Source organism: Streptomyces naganishii JCM 4654, assembly GCF_014650575.1.
GTDB lineage: Bacteria > Actinomycetota > Actinomycetes > Streptomycetales > Streptomycetaceae > Streptomyces > Streptomyces naganishii.
Genome location: NZ_BMVF01000013.1, coordinates 194,418 through 215,901 on the forward strand (window position 1 = coordinate 194,418; position 21,484 = coordinate 215,901).

The following is a 21,484-nucleotide window of genomic DNA, read 5'->3' on the forward strand; positions in this document are numbered from 1 at the left end:
AGTGGGCAACCGCCCGTGGGCGGTCGCCTACTGCGGCTTCGTCGCGATCTGGATCAGGTTGCCGCAGGTGTCGTCGAAGACCGCCGTGGTGACCGGGCCCATCTGCAAGGGGTCCTGGGTGAAGTGGACGCCGAGGCCGCGCAGGCGTTCGTACTCCGCCCGCACGTCGTCCACGGCGAACTGGGCGAGCGGGATGCCGTCCTCCATGAGGGCGTCACGGTAGGGCTTGACGGCCGGGTGGCCGGCGGGTTCCAGGAGGAGCTCAGGGCCGTCGGGGTCCTCGGGTGAGACGACGGTCAGCCAGCGGGCCCCCTCCCCCACCGGGACGTCGTGCTTCTTCACGAAGCCGAGGACTTCGGTGTAGAAGTGCTCGGCCTTGGCCTGGTCGTCGACGAAGACGCTGGTCAGGTGGATCCTCATGAGGTGCTCTTCTCCGGTTTGGGTGTGTCGGGCACGGGCCATCGCTCGGTGATCTGCCGGAGCGGGGCCGTGTTCAGGTCGTGGAACTTGTAGCGGCCCTCCCGCCTGGTCTCGACGAGCCCCGCGGCCTCCAGGACGGCGAGGTGCTGGGAGACGCCCTGGCGCGAGATGCCGAGCCGGTGCCTCATGCTCAGCCGGGAGCAGATCTCGAACAGTGTCTGCCCGGACTTCTCCGTGAGCTCGTCGAGGATGGTGCGGCGGGTGGGATCGGCCAGGGCTTTGAAGAGTTCGTCGGCCACACCGCCAGCATAGGCAACTCCCCACTTGCCTGTCCACGCGGTCACCCGTACCCGCCCGCGCTACGTCATTGGGTGGCTCTTCGCGTCCGCCAGGTGTCGCCGGTGAGGGGCGCGGCTAGTACGGAGCCATGAGCGAAACGCCGCGGCTCGGCTCACCGGTCCCCTCCCGCCCTCGCGGCGGGGGACCGGAGCACCGCTGCCGTGCTACGGCCGGGGCGAACCGTACAGATCCGCGAGGCGTACGAGGAAGCCGATGACGGCGACGAAGACGATGACCGCTCCCACGGCGTACATGTCCTCGTCGACGAGTCCGAGCGCGCCGAGCCCGAGACCCAGCAGGAAGACCGCCGCGGCGTTCAGCATGACCTCACCTCACCGGCTCGTGGGTTGCGGCGGGGGCGCCCCGCCCGGCTCCCGTCGCGCTCTCCAGCCGCTCGCGGGGGGCCGCGGATGATCGTGCACCAACTGTATGCGGCCGGCGCCGTGCCCGCGCGCACCCAGATGGGCGCCTCCCTCGGCTTCCACATCATCTACGCCTGTTTCGGCATCGCGTTCCCGACCGCGGTGCTCTACGCGCACTGGCGTGGCCTGCGGCGTGCCGACGCGGCGGCCCTGCTGCTGGCGCGGCGCTGGTCCAAGGTGATGGCGGTGATCTTCGCCGTGGGCGCGGTCTCGGGCACCGTGCTCTCCTACGAGCTGGGCCTGCTGTGGCCGGGGCTCATGGGCCGTTTCGGCGCGGCGTACGGCGTTCCGTTCAGCGTCGAGGGGATCTGGTTCTTCGTCGAGGCCATCTTCACCTCGATCTACCTCTACGGGTGGCGCCGCATGTCACCGTGGTGGCACTGGTGGGCCGGCACGCCGATGGTGCTCTCCGGGGTGCTGGGCGCGTGGTCGGTGGTGGCCGCGAACTCCTGGATGAACCAGCCGTCCGGGTTCACCCTGCGCGACGGCCGGGTGGCCTCCGTGGACCCCTGGGCGGTGATCTTCAACAGGGCCAGCGCCTACGAGGTGCCGCACATGGTCCTGGCCGCGTACATGGTCACCGGGTTCACCGTGGCCGGTGTGTACGCGGTGGGGCTGCTGCGCGGCCGCTGGGACCGCTACCACCGGCTGGGCTTTCTGATCCCGTTCGTCATGGGCGCCGTGTGCGCGCCCGCGCAGGTCGTGGTCGGGGACGTGGCCGCGCGCGCGATCGCCGAGCAGCAGCCCGTGAAGTTCGCCGCGATGGAACTCGTCCCGCAGACCGGCACCCATGTCACCGAGTGGCTGGGCGGGATCTGGGTCAACGGCGAGGTGGCCTTCGGGATCGGGGTGCCCTACCTGGATTCCATCCTGGTCGGGTTCTCACCGGACACCGAGGTCGTCGGCTGGAACAGCGTGCCGCCCGACCTGCGGCCACCGCTGCCCAGCATGCTCCACGTCGCCTTCGACGTCATGGTCGCCGTCGGCATGGCCCTGCTCGCCCTCGGGGCCTGGCTGGGCTGGCACTGGCGCTTCCGCCGGGCGCTCCCCCGCACCCGCTGGTTCCTCGTGCCCGCCGCCGTGGCGGGGATCGCGGCGGTGCTGGCCATGGAGTGCGGCTGGATCGTCACCGAGGTCGGCCGGCAGCCGTGGACCGTCTACGGCGTCCTGCTCACCCGTGACGCGGTGACGCCGGCCGCCGGAGTGCCGGTCACGCTGGCGGTGGTGCTCGTCGTCTACTTCGTGCTGACCGGAGTCACGATCGGCCTGCCGTGGCTGATGAGCCTGCGCTGGCGCAAGGAGAGACCCGGCGGGCCGGGCGAGTCCCGTGGGCCCGGCGGGCCCGGTGGGCCGGACGGCCGGCAGCGGCCGGCCCCCGGCGGGCACGAGCCGTCCGCGCCGGAGGCCCCGTGGTGAGCCCTTCCCCCGAGGCGGTCGCCACGGCCGTCGTGCTGTTCGCCGCCATGGCCGCCTACGCCGTCTTCGCCGGCGCGGACTTCGGCGGAGGCATCTGGGACCTGCTGGCCGGAGGCGCCGAACGCGGCGCGGAGCCCCGGGCCGCCGTCGACGCCTCCGTGACCCCGGTGTGGGAGGGCAACCAGGTCTGGATCGTCTACGGGTTCGTCATCGTCTGGACCGGCTTTCCCGCCGCCTTCGCCGCCGTCATGACGGCCCTGTTCGCGCCGCTGTGCCTGTCGCTGCTCGGACTGTTCTTCCGCGGTATCGGCTTCTCCTTCCGGCACGAGGCCGAACGCCCGGCGATGAAGCGGCTGTCCGGCGCCCTGTTCGCGGCCTCGTCGCTCGTCACACCGTTCTTCCTGGGCACCGTCATCGGCGCCGTGGCCGACGGGGGCGTGCCCGTGCGGCCCACCGGCAACGTCCTGGCCGCCTGGACCTCCCCGGTCGCCCTCGTCACCGGGTTCCTGTTCGTCGCCGCCTGCGCCTACATCGGCGCGGTCTATCTCGTCGGCGACTGCGACCGTCGCGGCGAGCCGGACATGGTCCGCTACTTCTCCCGCCGCGCGGTCGTCTCGGGCCTCGTCACCGGGGTGATCGCGGCGGTCAACCTCGCCCTGATGCGCACCAGCACCCCGTACGTCTTCCACCGGCTCTTCGGGCCGGCGCTGCCGCTGGTCGTGCTGTCCGTGGCCGCGGGCGCCGCCGCGCTCGTGCTGGTCCTCGCGCGCAGGACCGTTCTGCTGCGGGTCACGGCCGCGCTCGCGGTCGTGAGCGTCATCGGCGCCTGGGGCTGGGCCCAGTACCCCTGGCTGCTCCCGGGCGTCCTCGACCTGCGGACCGGCAGCGCGCCCCGGGCCGCCCTGCTGGCCGAACTGGTGGTCGCCGCCCTGGCCGTACTGCTGGTGGTGCCGTCCTTCTCCTACCTCTACTGGCTGCAACAGCACAGCAGGCTCCAGGAGAGCCCGCCCTCCGAGGGGCTGCGGCAGGCCGTCGAGGCCCAGCAGCGCGCCGAGACGCCCGCGCCCGCGGCGCCGCGGCCGGCCGGCCGCGGCGAACGGTTCGCGGCCGGCGCCGTCCTCGCCGCGGCCGCCGTCCGGCTCGCGGTGGAGACTCTCACCCGGCGCCGGGCACGCGCCGGCGGACCGCGGGCCCGCCGCACGTCCGCGCCGCCCCGCACCCGGCCGCCGGGCAACGGGGAGTGAGACCGCCCCGGCGCCCCGGTATTCGATTGACGGCGCCCTGCCGCAATGGGCTCAATACCGGACGTGACTGATATTCACGGCACGTACGACGACCTCTTCTCCGCGGTGCCGGGCGCGCTGGCCGCGCTGCTCGACGCCGGTGACGCGGGCGGCTCCGTGGCCGTCTTCGTGGACGGCGAGCCCGTGGTCGACGTCTGGGGCGGATTCGCCGACGGCGGGCGGACGGTGCCGTGGCGGCGCGACACGATCACGAACGTCTGGTCCGTCACCAAGACGATGACGGCGCTGTGCGCGCTGATCCTGGCCGACCGCGGCGCACTCGACCTCGACGCGCCGGTCGCCCGGCACTGGCCCGAGTTCGCCGCCGCGGGCAAGGAGAAGGTGCTGGTACGTCACCTGCTCTCGCACACCGCGGGCCTGCCCGAGTGGGACGCCCCGGTGACGTTGGAGGACCTCTGCGACTGGCAGGCCGCCACCTCGGCGCTGGCCGCGCAGGCCCCGCGCTGGGAGCCGGGGACCGACGGTGGATACCACTCGCTCACCCAGGGCTTCCTCGTCGGCGAGGTCGTGCGCCGGATCACCGGCCGAAGCGTCGGGCGCTTCCTCGCCGAGGAGGTGACCGGGCCACTGGGCGCGGACTTCCACATGGGCCTGTCCCCCGAGCACGACGACCGGGTCGCCCGCCTGGTCCCGCCGCCGGGGAAGGACGACGGCTACGCCGCGAGCGCTCGCGGGGCGGACGCGGCCCCCGCGTCCGGCACCGGGATCCGCGTGCGGGACGGCAACGGCATGGCGTGGCGCCGCGCGCAGATCCCCGCGGCGAGCGGGTTCGGCAACGCCCGCTCGGTCGCCCTCGTCCAGTCGGTCATGGCGTGCGGGGGGACCCTGAACGGCGTGCGCCTGCTGTCCGGGGCGGGCACCGAGCGCGCCCGGCAGGTCCAGTTCGAGGGCCAGGACCGCGTTCTGGGCATGCCGATGCGCTGGGGCCTGGGCTACGGCCTGTTCGGCACCACCTACGGCTGGGGTGGCTGGGGCGGCTCCCTGCTCATGATCGACCCCGACTCCCGCATGGCGGTGGCGTACGTGACCAACCAGATGCGCGAGCCCGCGGAGGAGACCCGGGGTCTCGACCTCGTGTTGTCCGCCTACGACGGTCTCCAGGGCCTGCGCCGCTGACGGCGACAGCGACGGCGGCGCCCGGCCCGGCGGGCAACTCCCCGGCCTCCCCTACGGCCCCGGCGGGGTCAGTGGAAGCAGAGGCAGAACGGGTGGCCCGCCGGGTCGGCGTAGACCCGCCAGTTGGCCCCCGGGCGGACCTGGTCCGTGCGCTCCAGCACGGTCGCGCCGAGGGCGAGCGCCCGCTTCTCCTCCCCGTCGAGGTCGTCCACGTCGAAGTCCAGGTGGAGTTGCTGGGGACGCTCCTGACCCGGCCACTCGGGCGGCCGGTAGCCGTCCACCCGCTGGCAGGCCAGCGGCGTTCCCTCGAAGCCGTGCACCTCGACCCAGCCGGAATCCTCCTCGTCCCTGACGACCCGGCCGCCGAGGAGTTCGGCGTAGAACTCGGCGAGCCCCACCGGATCGGCACAGTCCAGCGCGATCGCCTGCAGCTTTCGGATCACTTGCGGCACCCTTCGCTCTGCGGCCACTTCCGTGGCTCCCCGTACGGGAGGGGTCGTACCCATGACCGCCGCGGACATGCGCGGCGGTGCCTCGTCCCCGCGCCGGCGACGGCCCCGGCGACGGCAGGATCCGGTACGCCCGGCGGACGACGGCGGCCCGCCCAGCCGACTGTGCCGGACGTCACACACATGGTCGTACCTACCAGTCGGTACGCTGCGGCGAGCCGTACTCGACAGGAGGCGTGATGTCCGCGACCAACCGCCAAGTCCGTCTGGCCGCCCGCCCGGTGGGCGAAGTGAAGCCGGAGGACTGGGAACTCCTCGACGGGCCCGTCGAGGAGCCCGGTCCCGGCCGCTTCGCCGGTCGCACCCGCGTCATCTCCCTCGACCCCGCGATGCGGGGCTGGCTGGACGACCGTCCCTCCTACCTCCCGCCCGTGGCCATCGGCGAGGTGATGCGCGCCGGGTCGGTCATCGAGGTCACCGCCTCCCACCACCCCGGTTTCCAGCCGGGCGACCATGTGGTCGGCACCTTCGGCGTGCAGGAGTACGTGGTCTCCGACGGCAGGGGCGCCATGAAGATCGACACCGCGCTCGCCCCGCCCTCCACGTACCTCGGCGCGCTGGGCATGCCCGGCATGACCGCCTACTTCGGCCTGCTGGAGGTGGGGGCGCTCAAGGAGGGCGAGACGGTCGTGGTGTCGGGGGCGGCCGGGGCGGTGGGCACCATCGTGGGCCAGATCGCGAAGGTCAAGGGCTGCAGGGTGGTGGGCATCGCCGGCGGACCGGCGAAGTGCGCGATGCTGACGGAGGAGCTGGGATTCGACGCGGCGGTCGACTACCGCGCCGAGGACGTCCGCAGGGCCCTGCGCCGGCACGCCCCCGACGGCATCGACGTCTACTTCGACAACGTGGGAGGAGACATCCTCGACGCGGCCCTGACCCGGCTGGCGATGCACGCGCGTGTCGTGGTCTGCGGCGCCATCAGCCAGTACAACAACGCCACGCCGGTCAAGGGCCCGTCCAACTACCTCTCGCTGCTGGTGCGCCGGGCCCGTATGGAGGGTTTCGTCGTGTTCGACTACGCCGAGCGTTACGCGCGGGCCGCGCGGGACATCTCCGCCTGGATCGGCGCCGGCCGCGTCAAGGTCAGGGAACATGTGGTCAGGGGCAGTGTGGACGACTTCCCCGGGACGTTGCAGATGCTGTTCCGCGGGGAGAACACCGGCAAGCTCGTCCTCGAACTGGCGTGACCGCCATGACCGTTGGGCCCCGGGACGGCCCGATCCGCAAGCTCCTGGTGGCGAACCGGGGCGAGGTCGCCTGCCGTGTCCTCAGGGCGGCCCGGGCCCTCGGGATCGCGACGGTGGGCGTGCGGTCGGCCGACGACGCGGCCTGCCTCCACGTCCGGCGCTGCGACGAGGTCCAGGTGCTGGCCGGCACCGGTCCCGCCGCCTACCTGGACGTGGCGGCGGTGGTGAAAGCCGCCGTCGACGCGGGCGCGGACGCGCTGCACCCGGGGTACGGGTTCCTGTCCGAGAGCCCCGAACTCGCCCGAGCCTGCCGGGACGCCGGCGTCCTGCTGGTCGGCCCCGCCGCCGAGACGCTGGAGCTCTTCGGGGACAAGGCCCGCGCACGCCGGCTGGCCGCGGACACCGGAGTTCCGGTGCTGCCGGGCACCCACCGTCCCACCACCGTCGGCGAGATGCTGTCCTTCTGGGACCGCGAGGCGGCCGAACTGGGCCCCGGGGCGGCCGTCGTCGTCAAGGCGGTGTCCGGCGGCGGTGGCCGGGGTGTGCGCGTGGCCCGCGACCGGGCCGAGGTCGAGCGGGCCTTCACCGAGTGCACCGCCGAGGCACGGCAGGCCTTCGGCAACGGCGACCTCTACATCGAGCGCTACCTGCCCCGCGCCCACCACGTGGAGGTGCAGCTCGTCGGTGACCGGCACGGACGGGTCACCCATCTGTGGGACCGGGACTGCAGCATCCAGCGCCGCCACCAGAAGCTGATCGAGTCGGCCCCGAGCAGGGTCCTGTCCGGTGCGGCACGCGCGCGGATGCTCGAGGCGGCCGTGCGCCTCGGCGCGACGGCGCGCGTGACCGGGCCGGCCACCGTCGAGTTCCTAGCGCGGCCGGACGGCGGCTTCTGCTTCATCGAGACCAACCCCCGCCTCCAGGTCGAGCACACCGTGACCGAGGAGGTGCTCGGCATCGACCTCGTCGTCCTGCAACTGCGGCTCGCCGGCGGCGCATCGCTGGCGGACCTGGGTCTTGAGCAGGACGGCGTGCCCGCCCCGCGGGGTCACGCCGTCCAGGTGCGCGTCAACGCGGAGGAACCGCGCCCCGGCGGCGAGGTCGTCGCCTCCACCGGCACCCTCACCGAGTTCGAGACCCCGACGGGCGCCGGGGTGCGCGTCGAGGCGGCGGGCTACCGCGGTCTCACCCTCAACCCCCGCTACGACTCCCTGCTGGCGAAGGTGATCACCCACGGCCCCGACGCCGAGGCGGCCGTGCGGCTCGCCTCCCACGCCCTCGCCGAGTGCCGTATCGAAGGGGTGCGGACCAACCTGGCGTTCCAGCGGGCCGTCCTCGCGCACCCCGACTTCGCCGCGGGCGCCTGCGACACCGCGTGGGTCGAGCGCAACACCGAGGCGCTGCTGCGACGGGCCGCCGACTTCGAACCCGTCCCCTCTCCCCCACCGGCCGAAGACCTTTCCGGCGGCGGGGACCGAAGCGCCCTGCCCGGCGGCCATGCGGTCCGGGCGCCCCTGGGCGGTGTCCTTTGCGCGGTCGACGTGGTGCCGGGGCAGGCGGTGGCGCGCGGCGACGCGCTGTTCACCGTGGAGGCCATGAAGATGCAGTACCCGGTCCGGGCGCCGGCGGCCGGGGTGGTCGTCGCCGTCACGGTCCCGCCCGGCGAGACGGTGAGTGAGGGTGACGCCCTCGTCGTCCTGCGACTGACCGGGGACGCCGCCGAGGACGCGGACGGCGACGGCTCGCGCGCCGATCCCGCCCGCATACGGCCGGACCTGGAAGCGCTGCTGGAGGGACGGCGGCGAAGGCTGGACGAGGCCCGGCCCGACGCGGTCGCCCGACGGCACCGGCGCGGGCAGCGCACCGCGCGGGAGAACATCGCCGCCGTCACCGACGACGGCCTGCTCGTGGAGTACGGCGGTTTCGCGGTCGCCGCCCAGCGCGGCCGGCGTGAACTGGCCGACCTGGAGGCCAAGTCCCCGGCGGACGGCATCGTCACCGGCCTGGGCCGCGTCAACGGCGACGTCTTCCCGGAGGACCGCTCGACCTGCGCCGTGCTGGCGTACGACTACACGGTGATGGCCGGGACCCAGGGGTACCACAACCACCGGAAGACCGATCGTCTGCTGGAGATCGCCCACCGGCGGCGGCATCCGGTGATCCTCTTCGCGGAGGGCGGAGGCGGCAGGCCCAACGACACCGACGTGCCGGTCGTGGCGGGGCTGCATCTGACGACCTTCGTCTCCATGGGCCGGCTCAGCGGTACGGTCCCCACCATCGGCATCGCGGCCGGACGGTGCTTCGCCGGAAACGCCGCCCTGCTGGGCACCTGCGACGTCGTCATCGCCACACGGGACTCCACGATCGGCATGGGCGGGCCGGCGATGATCGAGGGCGGCGGCCTGGGTTCCTTCACGCCCGAGGAGGTCGGCCCGGTCGCGGTGCACAGCCGCAACGGCGTGGTGGACGTGGTCGTCGCGGACGAGGCCGAGGCGGCGGCGGTCGCCCGCCGGTACCTGAGCTACTTCCAGGGCGGCCTGCCGGAGTTCGAGGCGCCCGATCAGCGGGCGCTGCGCCACGTCGTGCCCGAGAACCGCAAGCACGTGTACGACGTGCGCGAGGTCCTCACGGGGCTCTTCGACCTCGGCTCGGTCCTGGAACTGCGGGCCGGGTTCGGCACCGCGGCCGTCACCGCGCTGGCCCGTCTAGACGGCAGGCCGGTCGGGGTCGTCGCCAACCAGCCGTCGGCGGGCGGCGGCGCCCTCGACGCGTGGGCCGCGGACAAGATCGCCCGGTTCCTCCAGCTCTGCGACGCCTACGCGCTGCCCGTCGTGTCCCTGTGCGACACCCCGGGGTTCATGGTCGGACCGGAGTCCGAGAAGCAGGCGGCCGTGCGGCACTTCTCGCGCCTGTTCGTCCTCGGCGCGAACATGACCGTGCCCGTGGTCACGGTCGTCCTGCGCAAGGCGTACGGGCTGGGTGCCATGGCCATGGCGGCCGGCGGCTTCCACAACACCGCGATGACCGTCAGCTGGCCGACCGGGGAGTTCGGCGGCATGGGCATCGAGGGGGCCGTGCGGCTCGGCGCGCGGGACTACCTCGCGGCGATCGGCGATCCGGCGGAGCGGCAGCGCGAGTTCGACAGGCTCGTCGCCCTCGGCTACGAGCAGGGCGGCGCGGTCAACGCCGCCCGCCACCTGGAGATCGACGAGGTGATCGACCCGGCGGAGACCCGGGCGGTCGTCGCGGCCGCCCTCCTCGCCAGGCCCGCGCCGGCGCGGGACCACTGGGTCAACAGCGAGCGCCGGCCCTGCGTCGACACCTGGTGAGGTGCGAGCCGGGGCTTCCGGCCGCGGTTCACGCGGCCGGGAGCCCTGGGCGCGGTCGACGCCGTGTGCGGGAGGAAGTCGCGGGCTCCCGGCTTCCCGGAGCCGCTGTTCCAGGCCTCGCGCGGCCGCAGTTCGGATTCCGCTGGACCGGAGCGGGTCGCGGCCGGCGGGCCGGGGCGCGGGTCATGTACGGACCAGTTGAGTCTGCGCGGCACTCGGGTCCGTGGCCGTGGCCGGGGCCGGGCGGCGGGCGGTGTCGCTCACCTTGATGAGGAGGGCGACCAGGAGCCAGTTGGCCACCATGGAGGAACCGCCCTGGGCGAGGAACGGCAGGGCCTTGCCCGTGAGGGGGATCAGACCGGTGACCCCGCCGGCGACGACGAAGACCTGGAGCACGAGGGAGGTGGCCAGTCCGGCGGCGAGGAGCTTGCCGAAGGGGTCGGTCACCGTGACGGCGGTGCGCAGGCCGCGTTCGGCGAGCAGCGCGTAGAGGAGCAGGACGACGGTCACGCCGGTCAGGCCGAGCTCCTCCCCCACGGTGGTGAGGATGAAGTCGCTGCGCCCGGCGAAGCCGATGAGCTCCGGGTGGCCCTGTCCGAGCCCGGAGCCGAGCATGCCTCCGGAGCCGAAGCTGAACAGGGCCTGGGCGGCCTGGTCGGAGACGAGTCCGGCGGGGCGCTGCGCGGGAGGCAGGTAGATGTCCATCGGGTGCAGCCAGGCGACGACGCGGCCGTGGACGTGGGGTTCGAAGGAGCCGACGACGAAGGCGCCGACGGCGAACAGCAGGACGCCGCACAGCACCCAGCTCGTGCGCTCGGTGGCCGCGTACAGCATGATCACGAACAGGCCGAAGAAGATGAGCGACGTGCCGAGGTCCCGTTCGAAGACCAGGACGAGCAGGCTGAGCATCCACACGGCGGCGACCGGTCCGAGCTGGCGGCCGCGCGGCAGGTACAGGCCCATGACACGGCGGCCGGACAGGGCCAGCGCGTCCCGGCGCAGGGTCAGGTATCCGGCGAAGAACACCACGATGACGATCTTGACGAACTCGCCCGGCTGGAAGGACAACGGCCCGATGAACACCCACCGTTTGGCGCCGTAGACGTCGCCGGGCGAGAAGGCCGGGGCCATCAGCAGGACCAGCCCGACGGTGATGGTGAGGTACGGGTACCGCTGGAGCCGGCGGTGGTCCCGGAACACCGCGACCGCCGCGGCGAACACCGCCATCGCGATGGCGCACCACGTCATCTGGCCGGGAGCGGCGGCCGCCGAGCGGTAGTGGGCCGCGTAGGCGATGTCCAGGCGGTGGACGAGGACCAGCCCGAGGCCGCTCAGCAGGGTGGCCAGGGGCAGGATCAGCGGGTCGGCGTACGGCGCGAAGCGGCGGACGGCGAGGTGGCCAGCCAGCGGCAGCGCGGCGGCAGCCGCCCATCGCGGCGCGAAGCCGGGGGGCAGGGCGCCTCTGACGGCCAGTTCCGTCTCCGCGTAGCCGTATCCGCAGATGAGTACGGCGGCGAGTACGAGCACCAGCTCCTGGGCGCGTGGACGCGTCATCGGCTGCCGGGCGCGTGGATTCGGTGCCCGCCAGGCCGGCACGCGCTCGCCGGCGCGTGACGCACGTCGAGTGCTCATGCCGTCCCCTCGGTGGACCGCGGTCCGTCGTCCGGGGTCCGCCACGATCAATATACACTTGCGCAATAACGCAACTGTAGGTCGTGGGGACGGAGAAGCCGGCGTGGCAGTACGGAGGCGGCCGGGCAGGTGGCTGGTGGCCGTGGGGATGGGTCTGGCACTGGCCCTGGCGGGATATCTGGTCGTCCGGTACAACTGGCCGTCGCCGGCCGAGGGGTGCACGGCACGCGGAGCGGACGGCACGACCGTCACGCTCGACGTCGGCCAGGCGGCCAACGCGGCGACCATCGCGGCGGTGGCCCGCTCCCGCGGACTGCCGGAACGGGCGGTGACCATCGCCCTGGCGACCGCGATCCAGGAGTCCAAGCTCCGCGACATCGACTACGGCGACCGAGACTCCCTCGGCCTCTTCCAGCAGCGCCCGTCGCAGGGCTGGGGAACCCCCGCCCAGGTACTGGATCCGGTCCACGCGACGGGGAAGTTCTACGACGCCCTCGTCAACGTGCCCGGCTACCTGGGCCTGTCCGTGACGGCCGCCGCGCAGCAGGTCCAGCACAGCGGTTACCCGCAGGCGTACGCCCAGCACGAGGACACGGCGGCACTCCTGGCCGCCGCGCTGACCGGGCGCGAGGGCGCCGCCATGACCTGCACGCTGACCGGGTCCGACGCTCATCCCTCCACGCAGCAGGGAGGCATGACGGTCACTCAGGCCGCACGGCGGGAGTTCGGACCCGGCCTGCCACCGCCCTCGTCCGCCGGCTCCGGCACCGTCACCTACGCGGTCCCTGACGCGCGGACGGGCTGGACCGTCGCCGTGTGGATGGTGTGTCACGCCGCCGAGTTCCACCTCACCTCCGTGGCCTTCGGCGACCGCGAGTGGAGCAGCACCAAGTCGGACCGGGGCTGGGTGCGCCGCGACGCCGGGGCGGGGCAGGCGGGCACGGTGGTCGCCGTCGCCGCTCCCACCGCCGCCTGAACCCGCAGGGAACGCCCGCCGACGGCCAACGCGCCAGCCACGGGCCTGCACAATCAAATAACTGCGCAACTATTAAAGTGTCCCCGTGAACAGGTCGGCATCCAGCGCCCGGGCGGGCGCGACCGTGCACCCAGCCGTGCGGGCGGGCGGGAGCGGAACACCACAGGGGCGACCGGGACGGGGGCCGTTGGCCGCGCGGTTGCGGCGGGCCTGGAACCGGCCGCTGACGCCGTACTACGTGGTGGCCGGAAGCACCGTCCTCCTCGCGGCACTGGGCCTGGGGGTGGTCTACTCCGCCTCCCAGATCCTGGCCCTGCGCTACGGCCTGCCGCCCACGTTCTACCTGCGCAAGCAGGCCATGGCCGCCGCCGTGGGCGCGGTCCTGCTCGTGTGCGCCGCCCGGCTGCCGGTGCGAGGGCACCGGCTCCTCGCCTTCCCCCTCCTCGCGGGCACGATGGCCCTGCTGGCCCTGGTCCAGGTTCCGGGGCTGGGCCGTACCGTCAACGGCAGCACCAACTGGCTTGCGCTGGGCGGGCCGTTCGCGGTGCAGCCCAGCGAGTTCGCCAAGGCGGCCTTCGTCGTGTGGGGCGCGGACCTGCTCGCCCGCGTGCAGCACCGGCGGCGGCTCCAGCAGTGGAAGCACCTGCTCGTGCCCCTGGTGCCCGGCGCCCTCCTCCTGGTCGCACTGGTGCTGCTCGGCGGGGACATGGGGACCGCGGTCATCCTGTGCGCGCTGCTCTTCGGCCTGCTCTGGGTCGCCGGCGCGCCGGTGCGGCTGTTCGTGTGGGCGCTCCTGGGCGCGGGTGCGCTGTCCGGCCTGCTGATCACGACGAGCGCCCACCGCGTGTCCCGGTTCGCCTGCCTCGGCGCGACGGACCCCGGACCCGCCGACCAGTGCTGGCAGGTGGTGCACGGCACGTACGCGCTGTCGACCGGCGGCCTGTTCGGAGCGGGCCTCGGCGCGTCCGTCGAGAAGTGGGGCGAACTCCCCGAGCCGCACACCGACTTCATCCTCGCCGTCAGCGGTGAGGAACTGGGACTGGTCGGCATCCTGTCCATGCTCGGGCTGTTCGCCGCCCTGTGCGCGGCCGGACTGAAGATCGCCGCACGCGCCACCGAGCCGTTCGTCCGGCTCGTCGCGGCCGCGGTCGTCACCTGGATCGCGGCCCAGGCGACGATCAACATCGGCGGTGTCCTCGGCCTGCTGCCCGTGGCCGGTGTGCCCCTGCCCCTGGTCTCGTACGGCGGCAGCGCGCTGATCGCGGTCATGTACGCCGTGGGCATCCTGCTGGCCGCGGCCCGCAGCGAGCGTTCGGTCCGGGCGGCGCTGACGTCCCGCGGGCGCCCGCAGCCCGTCCGCGCCTTCGCGGCGCGGCGTCACCGCCCCGGCCGCACCCCCGCGGCGGCGGTCAGGCGGACAGCGGGCGCCGCAGCCGGATGCCTTCGAGGACGCCTACGGCGATCCAGCCGGCGAACATCGACGAGCCGCCGTAACTGACGAACGGCAGGGGCAGCCCGGTGACCGGCATGATGCCCAGGTTCATGCCGATGTTCTCGAACGCCTGGAAGGCCAGCCAGGCGACGATTCCCGCCGCCACCAGCGTGCCGTACAGGTCGGGACACGCGCGGGCGATCCGCAGCGCCCGCCACAGCACGACGCCCAGCAGGACGATCAGCGCCCCCGCGCCCACGAAGCCCAGCTCTTCGCCCGCGACGCTGAAGACGAAGTCGGTCTGCTGCTCGGGCACGAACTGCCCGGTGGTCTGCGCCCCGTGGAACAGGCCCTGCCCCAGCAGTCCCCCGGCGCCGATCGCGATCCGGGCCTGGCCGGTGTTGTAGCCGACCCCCGAGGGATCCAGGGCCGGGTCGGCGAACGCGGCGAACCGGTTCACCTGGTACTGGTCGAGCAGGTGCAGCTGCCACACCGCCAGCGCGCCCAGCGCCCCGGCGGCCAGCAGGGCGGCGACCCACCGGGCGGACGCCCCCGAGGCGAGCAGGACTCCCAGCACGATGACGCCGATGCCCATGAACTGCCCGAGGTCCGGGGTGAGCAGTACCAGCAGGGCCGGCACACCCGCCACGGCCAGCGCCTCGACGACGCCGCGCGCGTCGGGTCGCTGACGGTCGCCCGCGTCCACCTTGGTGGCCAGCAGCACCGCCATGGCCAGCACGATGGTGACCTTGACGAACTCGGCCGGCTGGATCGACATGCCGGCGACGATGATCCAGCGCCGCGACCCGTTGATGGTGGCGCCGACCGGGGTGAGCACCAGCAGCACCATCAGCAGCGTGAGGCCGTAGAGCGCCGGGGTCAGATCGCGCAGCCGGCGCGGGCCGAGCCGGGCCGCGACGGCCGCCAGGGCGACGCCGATGACGGTGTTGATGACGTGGCGCTGCAAGAAGGCGTACGGGTTGCCGCCGGTCAGCTGGGTGCGCCCGCGCGTGGCGGAGTACACCAGCACCGCCCCCAGCACGGACAGCGCGAGCGCCGCCGCGGGCAGCGGCCAGTCCAGCCGCCGCAGCGTCGAGCCCGGCGCCAGACGGGACCGCCACCCCGCGGGCCGGGTGGACCAGTACGCCGAGGGGCCGCCCCCGGTCAGCACCGCACACCGCTCAGCAGGTGTGTCACGGCCGGTACGAGACACATGGCCGCCGTCGCCTCCCCTTCTTTCGTCTCACGGCACGACGGCCGTGCGGGAACCGGGACGGAGCCAGACACTACCATCTGTCACTTGCGTAAGTGTGTAACCATCGCCGGGCGCTCAGGCGTCCGAGTCCGGCACGCCCTTCGCCGCCGTGTACGCCTGGGACGGGGTCATCGGGATGCCGTCGAGTTTGACCGTCCGGTAGGGGCTCACCGGGGCGCAGGTCTTGGCCTGGTCGGCGGTCTGGGCATGGGCGTTGGGGACCGCCGTGCCCGAATCGGCGGACGCGGACGGGGAGTTGTCCGGGTAGGTGGTGCCGCTGGGCCAGTCGCCCCCGACGACGAGGATCAGGCCGCGGGCGGTCCCCTGCCTCAGGTGCGAGGTGGGCAGGCCCAGGGCTTCGGCGGCCGTCCGTGCCTCGCCCTGCTGCCCGGGGCCGTAGGTGAGCGACGTACTGTCGGCGGAGGCCGGTGCGTTCCTCGTGGTCGTGGCGGGGCTGAAGCCCTGGTCGGTGAGGGCGCGGGCGACGGCGGAGGCCCGGCCGGTGAGGGCGGTGCCGTTCTCGACGGTCACGGCGATCCGGGAGGCGGGCACGGCGGGCGCGTCGGCGGTGGCCTTCGCGCTCGGGCCGGTCGCCCCGGACTTGCCGCTCGCGCCCGCGGTCAGCGAGCGGTCGCCCGCGACGGCCGCGAAGAGCTCCTTGGCGCCCGCGCCCACGACCACCCTGTCCCGGTTGGCCGGATCGGGTGCGGTCGGCATCGTCGTGAACGTCATCCGGTGGGCGGGCACCTTGTTCACGTCCAAGGCCAGCCCGACCAGCTTCTTGACGCTGCCGAGGGCGTCGTCCACGGTCAGCGCCTTGGTGGCGGCGTCCGCGAGGCCGTAGACCGCCGTGGGGTCGGTGAGCGTGCCGGCGCTCTTGAACTTGCGGATCACCGCGCTCAGGAAGAGGTGCTGCGTGCCGGTGCGGCCCAGGTCGCTGCCGTCGCCGAAACCGTGCCGGGAGCGGACGAACTCCAGGGCCGCGACCCCCTTGAGCGTGTGGGCGCCCTTGGCGAGCTTCAGGTGCGAGTAGGTGTCGTAGACGTCGTCGCTGACACACACGGACACACCGCCGACCGCGTCGGACATCTTCACCACACCCGCGAAGTCCAGCTTCACGAAGTGGTCGATGGGGATGCCGGTGAGCTGGTGGACGGTGGCCACCTGGCAGGCGGGGCCGTACTGGAGCGCGCTGTTGATCTGGCCGTAGTAGCCGCCCGTGGCGCGGCCCGACTTCGCGTCCGAACAGGCCGGGATCCGCGTCATGGTGTCGCGGGGAATGCTCATCACGGTGGCGTTGGAGCGGTCGGCCGATATGTGCACCACCATCTCCACGTCCGCGTTGCTGCCGGACTCCGACTGCACACCTGTCTGCGCGCACCCGCCGCCGAGCCGGCAGTCCTCCGAGCTGGTCCGGCCGTCGGAGCCGATCACCAGGATGTTTATCGGGGTGCGGCCGAACGCGTCCGCCTTCTCCGTGCCGCCCTTGCCGTCGAGGGAGACACTGTTGATGTTGCCGTTCAGGTGCTGGTAGACCCACCAGCCGGCGCCGGTCGCGCCCAGCGCCAGCACCGCCAGGCCGATCCCGCTGATCCGCAGCACCCGCCTGGCCCGGCTCCTGGGGCGTGACCGCGCTCCGCGCCCGCCCTGGGAACGGGACGACTTCCTCGACGCGGCCCGCCCGTCCGCGGTGCGGCCCGCGCCGGGCTCGGCGTCCCGCTGCCCGGGCACGCGCGAGGTGCGGCTGCGTGTGGCCTGACCCCCAGGGCCGTCCCACGGGTCGCTCATTGTCACACTCCCAAGGAACGGTCGGGCCCGGCGAAACGGGCATCAGCGGCGTCGCACGACGGGCGGCGCGGGCAGCACAGGCGTTGCCTGGTTGCGCAATCTAGCAAATGAATCCGGCCGCGCGACACCGGTCGCCGCCCTCTCCCCGGCCCGGACCTGCGGCGGCGCGCCGAACCGGGGAGAAGGAGAACGCCGGCCGCCCGTGCGCGCCCCGTCCCGGCCGGCGCGGCGGTGCCGCCTCGTGCCCGAAGGCTACTGGCGTCGCCGGCCGAGGACGCAGAACTCGTTGCCCTCGGGGTCGGCCAGGACCACCCAGGACTGGTCGCCCTGGCCGATGTCGACGCGGCGGGCGCCGTGGGCCAGCAGGCGGGCGACCTCGGCGGCCTGGTCGTCGGGCCTGAAGTCCAGGTGGAGCCGGCTCTTGGACTTCTTCGCCTCGTCGAGCCGGACGAAGTCCAGGCCCGGCATGCGGTCCGGCGCCGGGCGGATCTCGAACTCGTCGTCGGAGGCGTGGACCACGACCCAGCCGAGAGCGTCGGCCCACCACTGCCCCAGGGCCACGGGGTCCGCCGAGTGAACGATTACCTGTTCCCATTCCAAGGTCATCGGCAGAGCCTAGCCCGCCGGGGCCGTCTCGAAGCCGGCAGCGGGCGAAGGACCGTCCGGGCCGCGCCGCCCTCGGGTGCCGTCCCGCCGCGCCCTCAACCGCCGCCTCGCCGCGGGCCGTCACCGTCCGGTGGCCGTGGCCGTCGTCGTCCCCGGAGCCGGACCGTGAAACTCCGCACCGGGGTGCCGACGTGCCCCTCCACGCTCTGCTCGCCCTCCCAGCCGGCCCGCTGCGCCGCGGCGACCTCGTCCCGGTCGACCCCGGCGAACAGCATGGTGTCGAGCGCCACCATCCGCAGGGCCTCACGGACGGCGGGCAGACCGTGCTCGCCGGTCTGAGCCGTCCGGCGCAGCACCTCCTGCGCGGCACTCGCCGCGGCGCGCCGCGCCCGCAGTTCCCCGAGTTCGCGGCCGAGCCCGCCGATGGCCAGGGAGAGCGCCAGCACGTCCTCCGCCTCGTCGGGGGCGGGCCCGGCCCGGGAGCCGTACGAGCGGGCGAACATGACCACGCGCACCAGTGCGAGGCAACTGCCGCCGAGCACAACGAGTTGTCCCGCGCCCTTGGCCTCCCGCAGCGCGGATCTGCCGCGAGCGCGCCAGAGCAGCGAACGGCTCGCCACCCGGGTGCTTCTGCTGCGGGCGCTGTCGAGCTCGACGAGCGCCTCCCGCGCGGCGCGCAGCCGGTCGAGGACCTCCTGGTCGGTGAGCACGTGCTCCGGGTGCCGCAGAGCGAGCGCGGCCGGCTCCAGGGCGTGCGCGAGCGCGCCGGCCGTGGCCGTCTCGGCCCTGCGCAGCAGCGCGACCGGCTCGGGCGGGAAGAGGATCTGGCTCGCCAGCAGCGCCACGCCGGAGCCGATCAGCGCGTCGGTGAACCGCTGGGGCCCGGCCTCGGCGTTGGAGGTGACGACGGCGAGGATGGCGCTGACCGCCGCCTGGGCGATCACGATCCGTTCCCCGCCCAGCAGTACGGCGACGAGCATGGCCGCGAAGGTGGCGCACGCCAGCGTCCCGTACCCGTGGGAGCCGAGGACGGCCAGCGCGAGTTCCGCCGTCAGGATGCCCACGCCGACGCCGAGCAGCAGTCGTACGGTGTTGGTGCCCCGCTCGCCGCGCGCGGCGTTGAGCGCGACGACGGCCGCCACCGGCGCGAAGAACGGCTCGTGGTGGTGCACCAGGTGCCGGGCGATCAGCCACGCCCCGGTGGCCGCGAGGGTCTGCTGGACGATCGGCCAGAACTCCGCCCTGACACGGGCCCCGGCCCGGGAGACCTCCCGCTTCACCGCGCCGAGCCGGCCGCGGCCCGCCGCCGCGGCACGCGAGGACGCACGGGTCGTCACACCGGCGCCGTGCCCTCGCCGTTCCGGCGGGCCACGAGGTCCTCCCACCCCCGGGGGCCCGCGCTGCCGGCCCGGTACTCGTCGAGCGGGACGCGGGCCTCGCGCCACGCGTCGAGGACCGGCTCGACGATGCGCCACGACTCGACCGACATGTCGTCGCGCACCGACAGCGGCTGCTCGTCCTCGAGGACGCCCCGCAGCACCTCGCCGTACTCCAGCAGATCACCGGTCCCGAAGCTGGTGTCGAGCGTGACCGGGGAGACGGTGGACGGGTCGCCCGGACCGTTGATGTTGATCTCCAACTGGAGGCGGCGAGGACCGAGTCCGATGCGCAGCCGGTTTCCCACGGCCTCGCCGAGGAGCCCGCGCGGGACGTGCTGGGGAGCCTTGAACCAGTACGTGACCTCCTGCCGGGGTGCGCCGATCGCCTTGCCCGACCGCACCCGGAAGGGCACTCCCGCCCACCGCCAGGTGTCGACCGCGAACACGACCTCCGCCAGGGTCTCCGTGCCGCGGGCCGGATCGATCCCCGCCTCGTCGGCGTACGACGGCAGGGCACGGCCGTCGACCGTGCCCGCCGTGTAGCGGGCGCGACGGCTGAATCGCCCGGGGCGGTCGTCCCACACCCGGGTCGCCCGCAGGACCTGCGCCTTGGCGTCCCGTACGTCGAGCTGGTCCAGCGTGCTCGGCGGGAGCATCGCCACGAGCGCCAGCACCTGGAGGAGATGGCTCTGGATCATGTCCCGCAGGGCGCCCGTCACGTCGTAGAAGCCGGCGCGGCCCTCGAGGCCGAGGGTCTCGTCGAAGACGATGTCGACCGCCTCGACGTGCTCGGCGGTGAGCAGCGGCTCGAACACCCGGTTGGCGAACCGGACGCCCAGGAGGTTGAGGACGGTCGACATGCCGAGGAAGTGGTCGACGCGGTGCACGTGGTCCTCGGGCACGAGGCGGTGCAGCAACTCGTTCAGCGCGGTGGCGCCGGCCGCGTCGGTGCCGAAGGGCTTCTCCAGCACCAGGCGCGTGCCCGGCGGCAGCCCGGTCCGGGCCAGCGCCCGGCACGCCTCGACGGTGACCGCCGGCGGCAGCGGGAAGTACAGGGTGAGGCGGCCTTTGCGGCAGGCCAGCAGGCGGTGCAGGCCGTCGTCGTCGGTGGCGTCGGCGGCGACGTAGCGGGCGTTGCGGACGACGGTGTCGACGGCCGGGCCGCTCGCGTCGCCGTCCGCGAACGCCCGCGCCACGAGCGCCCGCCACTCCTCGTCGCTCCACTGGCCCCGGTCGCTGCCGACGAGGAGGAGATCGGTCAGCCCGGACGCGGCGACCAGGCCTCCGAGGCCGGGAAGGAGCAGTCTCGCCGTCAGATCGCCGCGTGCGCCGATGACGACCAGCGTCTGCCCCTGCTCGCCGGGCTCCCGGGGCGCGGGGCGGCCGGCGGTCATCCGGCGAACTCCCGGGCCGGCATTCCCGTGACACCCGGCGTGCAGGCGAACACCGCGCCCGCCCGCGGCTCCTCTGAGGGGCCGAGGTGCTCGCGCGAGGTCGTGATGAAGAGACGGCCGAGTCCGGGGCCGCCGAAGGCGCACGCCGTCGCCTTGGTGACCGGAAGCCCGATCACCTCGTCCAGCGTGCCGTCCGGGGTGTACCGGCGCACCGAGCCCCCGCCGTACTGAGCGACCCACACCCCGCCCTCCGCGTCGACCGTCAGCCCGTCCGGGCCGTCCGGGACGGCGGCGAAGGCGCGGCGTCCGCTGAGGCCGCCCTCGCGGTCGTAGTCGAACGCGTCGATGCGGCCGGTCGCGGTGTCCACGTAGTACGCGCGGCTCTCGTCGGGGCTCCATTCCAGGCCGTTGGAGATCGTCACGGAGCCGAGGACGGTCGTCGTGGAGCCGTCGGGGTCCAGCCGGTACAGGGAGCCGGCTCCGTGCCGGACGTCGTAGGCCATGGAGCCGCAGTAGAAGCGTCCGTCCGGATCGCATCCGCCCTCGTTCATGCGGAGGCGCTCCTCGGCGCCCCACAGGGGATCCAGGGCGGTGAGCTTCCCGTCCGTGTCCTCCAGGGCGAAGCCGCGTTCGATGCCCATCACGGCGCCGCCCCCGCGCCGGGGCCGGATCGCGGCGGCCACCGTGCCGACGTGGCGTCGCGCGACGGTGCCGTCCGGGGCGAGCGAGAGTACGTCCCCGGCCAGCATGTCCAGCCATCGCAGGCCACCCCACACGCCGGACCAGACCGGCCCCTCACCGTGGTAGGCCACCGGTTCGGTGACCTGCTCGACCCGCACTGCCGCCACCTTCCTGGTGCCCACGGTCCCATGGTCGCGAACGCCTCGGCCCCCCGCATCCCGGGGCGTCCCCGGCCGGCTGTGTTAGGCTGTTCGGGTTGCAGTTTTGGTACCCATGAACCTATGTGCGCCTGACGGGAA

The 21,484-nt window shown here is 73.7% G+C and carries 18 protein-coding genes; 7 read left to right on the top strand and 11 right to left on the bottom strand.

All coding sequences use genetic code 11. The annotated features are described in order from the left end of the window. Positions 1-27 precede the first annotated feature (27 nt). The 3 genes from IE217_RS23700 to IE217_RS23710 all read right to left on the bottom strand — a co-directional run bounded on the left by IE217_RS23700 (position 28) and on the right by IE217_RS23710 (position 1,082). Positions 28-420, bottom strand: a complete 393-nt coding sequence (locus IE217_RS23700; RefSeq protein WP_190179935.1) for a VOC family protein — start codon at positions 418-420, stop codon at positions 28-30. Then, positions 417-719 (bottom strand): ArsR/SmtB family transcription factor, encoded by a 303-nt coding sequence (locus IE217_RS23705; protein WP_190179936.1) that lies wholly within the window; start codon positions 717-719, stop codon positions 417-419. The genes IE217_RS23700 and IE217_RS23705 overlap by 4 nt, the downstream gene beginning before the upstream one ends. Before the next feature lie 204 nt (positions 720-923). Further along, positions 924-1,082: a hypothetical protein gene (locus IE217_RS23710; RefSeq protein ID WP_190179937.1), complete on the bottom strand. Its 159-nt coding sequence runs from the start codon at positions 1,080-1,082 to the stop codon at positions 924-926. Between the two features lie 87 nt (positions 1,083-1,169). On the opposite strand from IE217_RS23710, the gene IE217_RS23715 reads away from it, so the two are divergent. From IE217_RS23715 to IE217_RS23725, 3 genes are all read left to right on the top strand, one after another. Beyond that, the gene (locus IE217_RS23715) at positions 1,170-2,597 is read left to right on the top strand and encodes a cytochrome ubiquinol oxidase subunit I (protein WP_190179938.1); all 1,428 of its coding nucleotides are present in this window, start codon (positions 1,170-1,172) and stop codon (positions 2,595-2,597) included. Beyond that, entirely contained in the window at positions 2,594-3,841 is a 1,248-nt protein-coding gene (locus IE217_RS23720; protein WP_190179939.1) for a cytochrome d ubiquinol oxidase subunit II, read from the top strand. Before IE217_RS23715 ends, IE217_RS23720 begins: the two co-directional genes overlap by 4 nt. A gap of 63 nt (positions 3,842-3,904) precedes the next feature. Continuing rightward, complete coding sequence (locus IE217_RS23725; protein ID WP_190179940.1) at positions 3,905-5,017, top strand: serine hydrolase domain-containing protein; 1,113 nt, start codon at positions 3,905-3,907, stop codon at positions 5,015-5,017. Positions 5,018-5,085: 68 nt separating this feature from the next. Here the strand turns inward: IE217_RS23725 and IE217_RS23730 are convergent, their stop codons facing one another. Then, positions 5,086-5,460, bottom strand: a complete 375-nt coding sequence (locus IE217_RS23730) for a VOC family protein (RefSeq protein ID WP_190179941.1) — start codon at positions 5,458-5,460, stop codon at positions 5,086-5,088. A gap of 245 nt (positions 5,461-5,705) precedes the next feature. Here IE217_RS23730 and IE217_RS23735 point away from each other — a divergent pair, with 245 nt between their 5' ends. Further along, positions 5,706-6,713: an NADP-dependent oxidoreductase gene (locus IE217_RS23735; RefSeq protein WP_190179942.1), complete on the top strand. Its 1,008-nt coding sequence runs from the start codon at positions 5,706-5,708 to the stop codon at positions 6,711-6,713. A gap of 5 nt (positions 6,714-6,718) precedes the next feature. Continuing rightward, positions 6,719-10,042 (top strand): acetyl-CoA carboxylase family protein, encoded by a 3,324-nt coding sequence (locus IE217_RS23740; protein WP_190179943.1) that lies wholly within the window; start codon positions 6,719-6,721, stop codon positions 10,040-10,042. A 183-nt stretch (positions 10,043-10,225) separates the two neighbouring features. Here the strand turns inward: IE217_RS23740 and IE217_RS23745 are convergent, their stop codons facing one another. Then, entirely contained in the window at positions 10,226-11,596 is a 1,371-nt protein-coding gene (locus IE217_RS23745; RefSeq protein ID WP_190179966.1) for an FtsW/RodA/SpoVE family cell cycle protein, read from the bottom strand. Positions 11,597-11,822: 226 nt separating this feature from the next. On the opposite strand from IE217_RS23745, the gene IE217_RS23750 reads away from it, so the two are divergent. Beyond that, positions 11,823-12,650 carry a hypothetical protein gene (locus IE217_RS23750; protein ID WP_190179967.1) on the top strand — a complete coding sequence of 276 codons (828 nt, stop codon included), beginning with the start codon at positions 11,823-11,825 and terminating at the stop codon, positions 12,648-12,650. A gap of 136 nt (positions 12,651-12,786) precedes the next feature. Beyond that, positions 12,787-14,148, top strand: coding sequence for a putative lipid II flippase FtsW (ftsW, locus tag IE217_RS23755; protein ID WP_229865546.1), 1,362 nt, complete (start codon positions 12,787-12,789; stop codon positions 14,146-14,148). Here the strand turns inward: ftsW and rodA are convergent. The 6 genes from rodA to IE217_RS23785 all read right to left on the bottom strand — a co-directional run bounded on the left by rodA (position 14,060) and on the right by IE217_RS23785 (position 21,367). Next, entirely contained in the window at positions 14,060-15,250 is a 1,191-nt protein-coding gene (gene rodA, locus IE217_RS23760) for a rod shape-determining protein RodA (protein ID WP_190179968.1), read from the bottom strand. The genes ftsW and rodA overlap by 89 nt on opposite strands. Positions 15,251-15,412: 162 nt before the next feature. After that, the gene (locus tag IE217_RS23765) at positions 15,413-17,125 is read right to left on the bottom strand and encodes an LCP family protein (RefSeq protein WP_190179944.1); all 1,713 of its coding nucleotides are present in this window, start codon (positions 17,123-17,125) and stop codon (positions 15,413-15,415) included. 252 nt (positions 17,126-17,377) lie between these two features. Continuing rightward, complete coding sequence (locus IE217_RS23770; RefSeq protein ID WP_190179945.1) at positions 17,378-17,731, bottom strand: VOC family protein; 354 nt, start codon at positions 17,729-17,731, stop codon at positions 17,378-17,380. 95 nt (positions 17,732-17,826) lie between these two features. Beyond that, complete coding sequence (locus IE217_RS23775; RefSeq protein ID WP_190179946.1) at positions 17,827-19,068, bottom strand: FUSC family protein; 1,242 nt, start codon at positions 19,066-19,068, stop codon at positions 17,827-17,829. Then, the gene (locus IE217_RS23780; protein ID WP_190179947.1) at positions 19,065-20,504 is read right to left on the bottom strand and encodes a glucose-6-phosphate dehydrogenase; all 1,440 of its coding nucleotides are present in this window, start codon (positions 20,502-20,504) and stop codon (positions 19,065-19,067) included. Before IE217_RS23780 ends, IE217_RS23775 begins: the two co-directional genes overlap by 4 nt. After that, positions 20,501-21,367, bottom strand: a complete 867-nt coding sequence (locus IE217_RS23785) for an SMP-30/gluconolactonase/LRE family protein (protein ID WP_308432763.1) — start codon at positions 21,365-21,367, stop codon at positions 20,501-20,503. Before IE217_RS23785 ends, IE217_RS23780 begins: the two co-directional genes overlap by 4 nt. Positions 21,368-21,484: the final 117 nt, after the last annotated feature.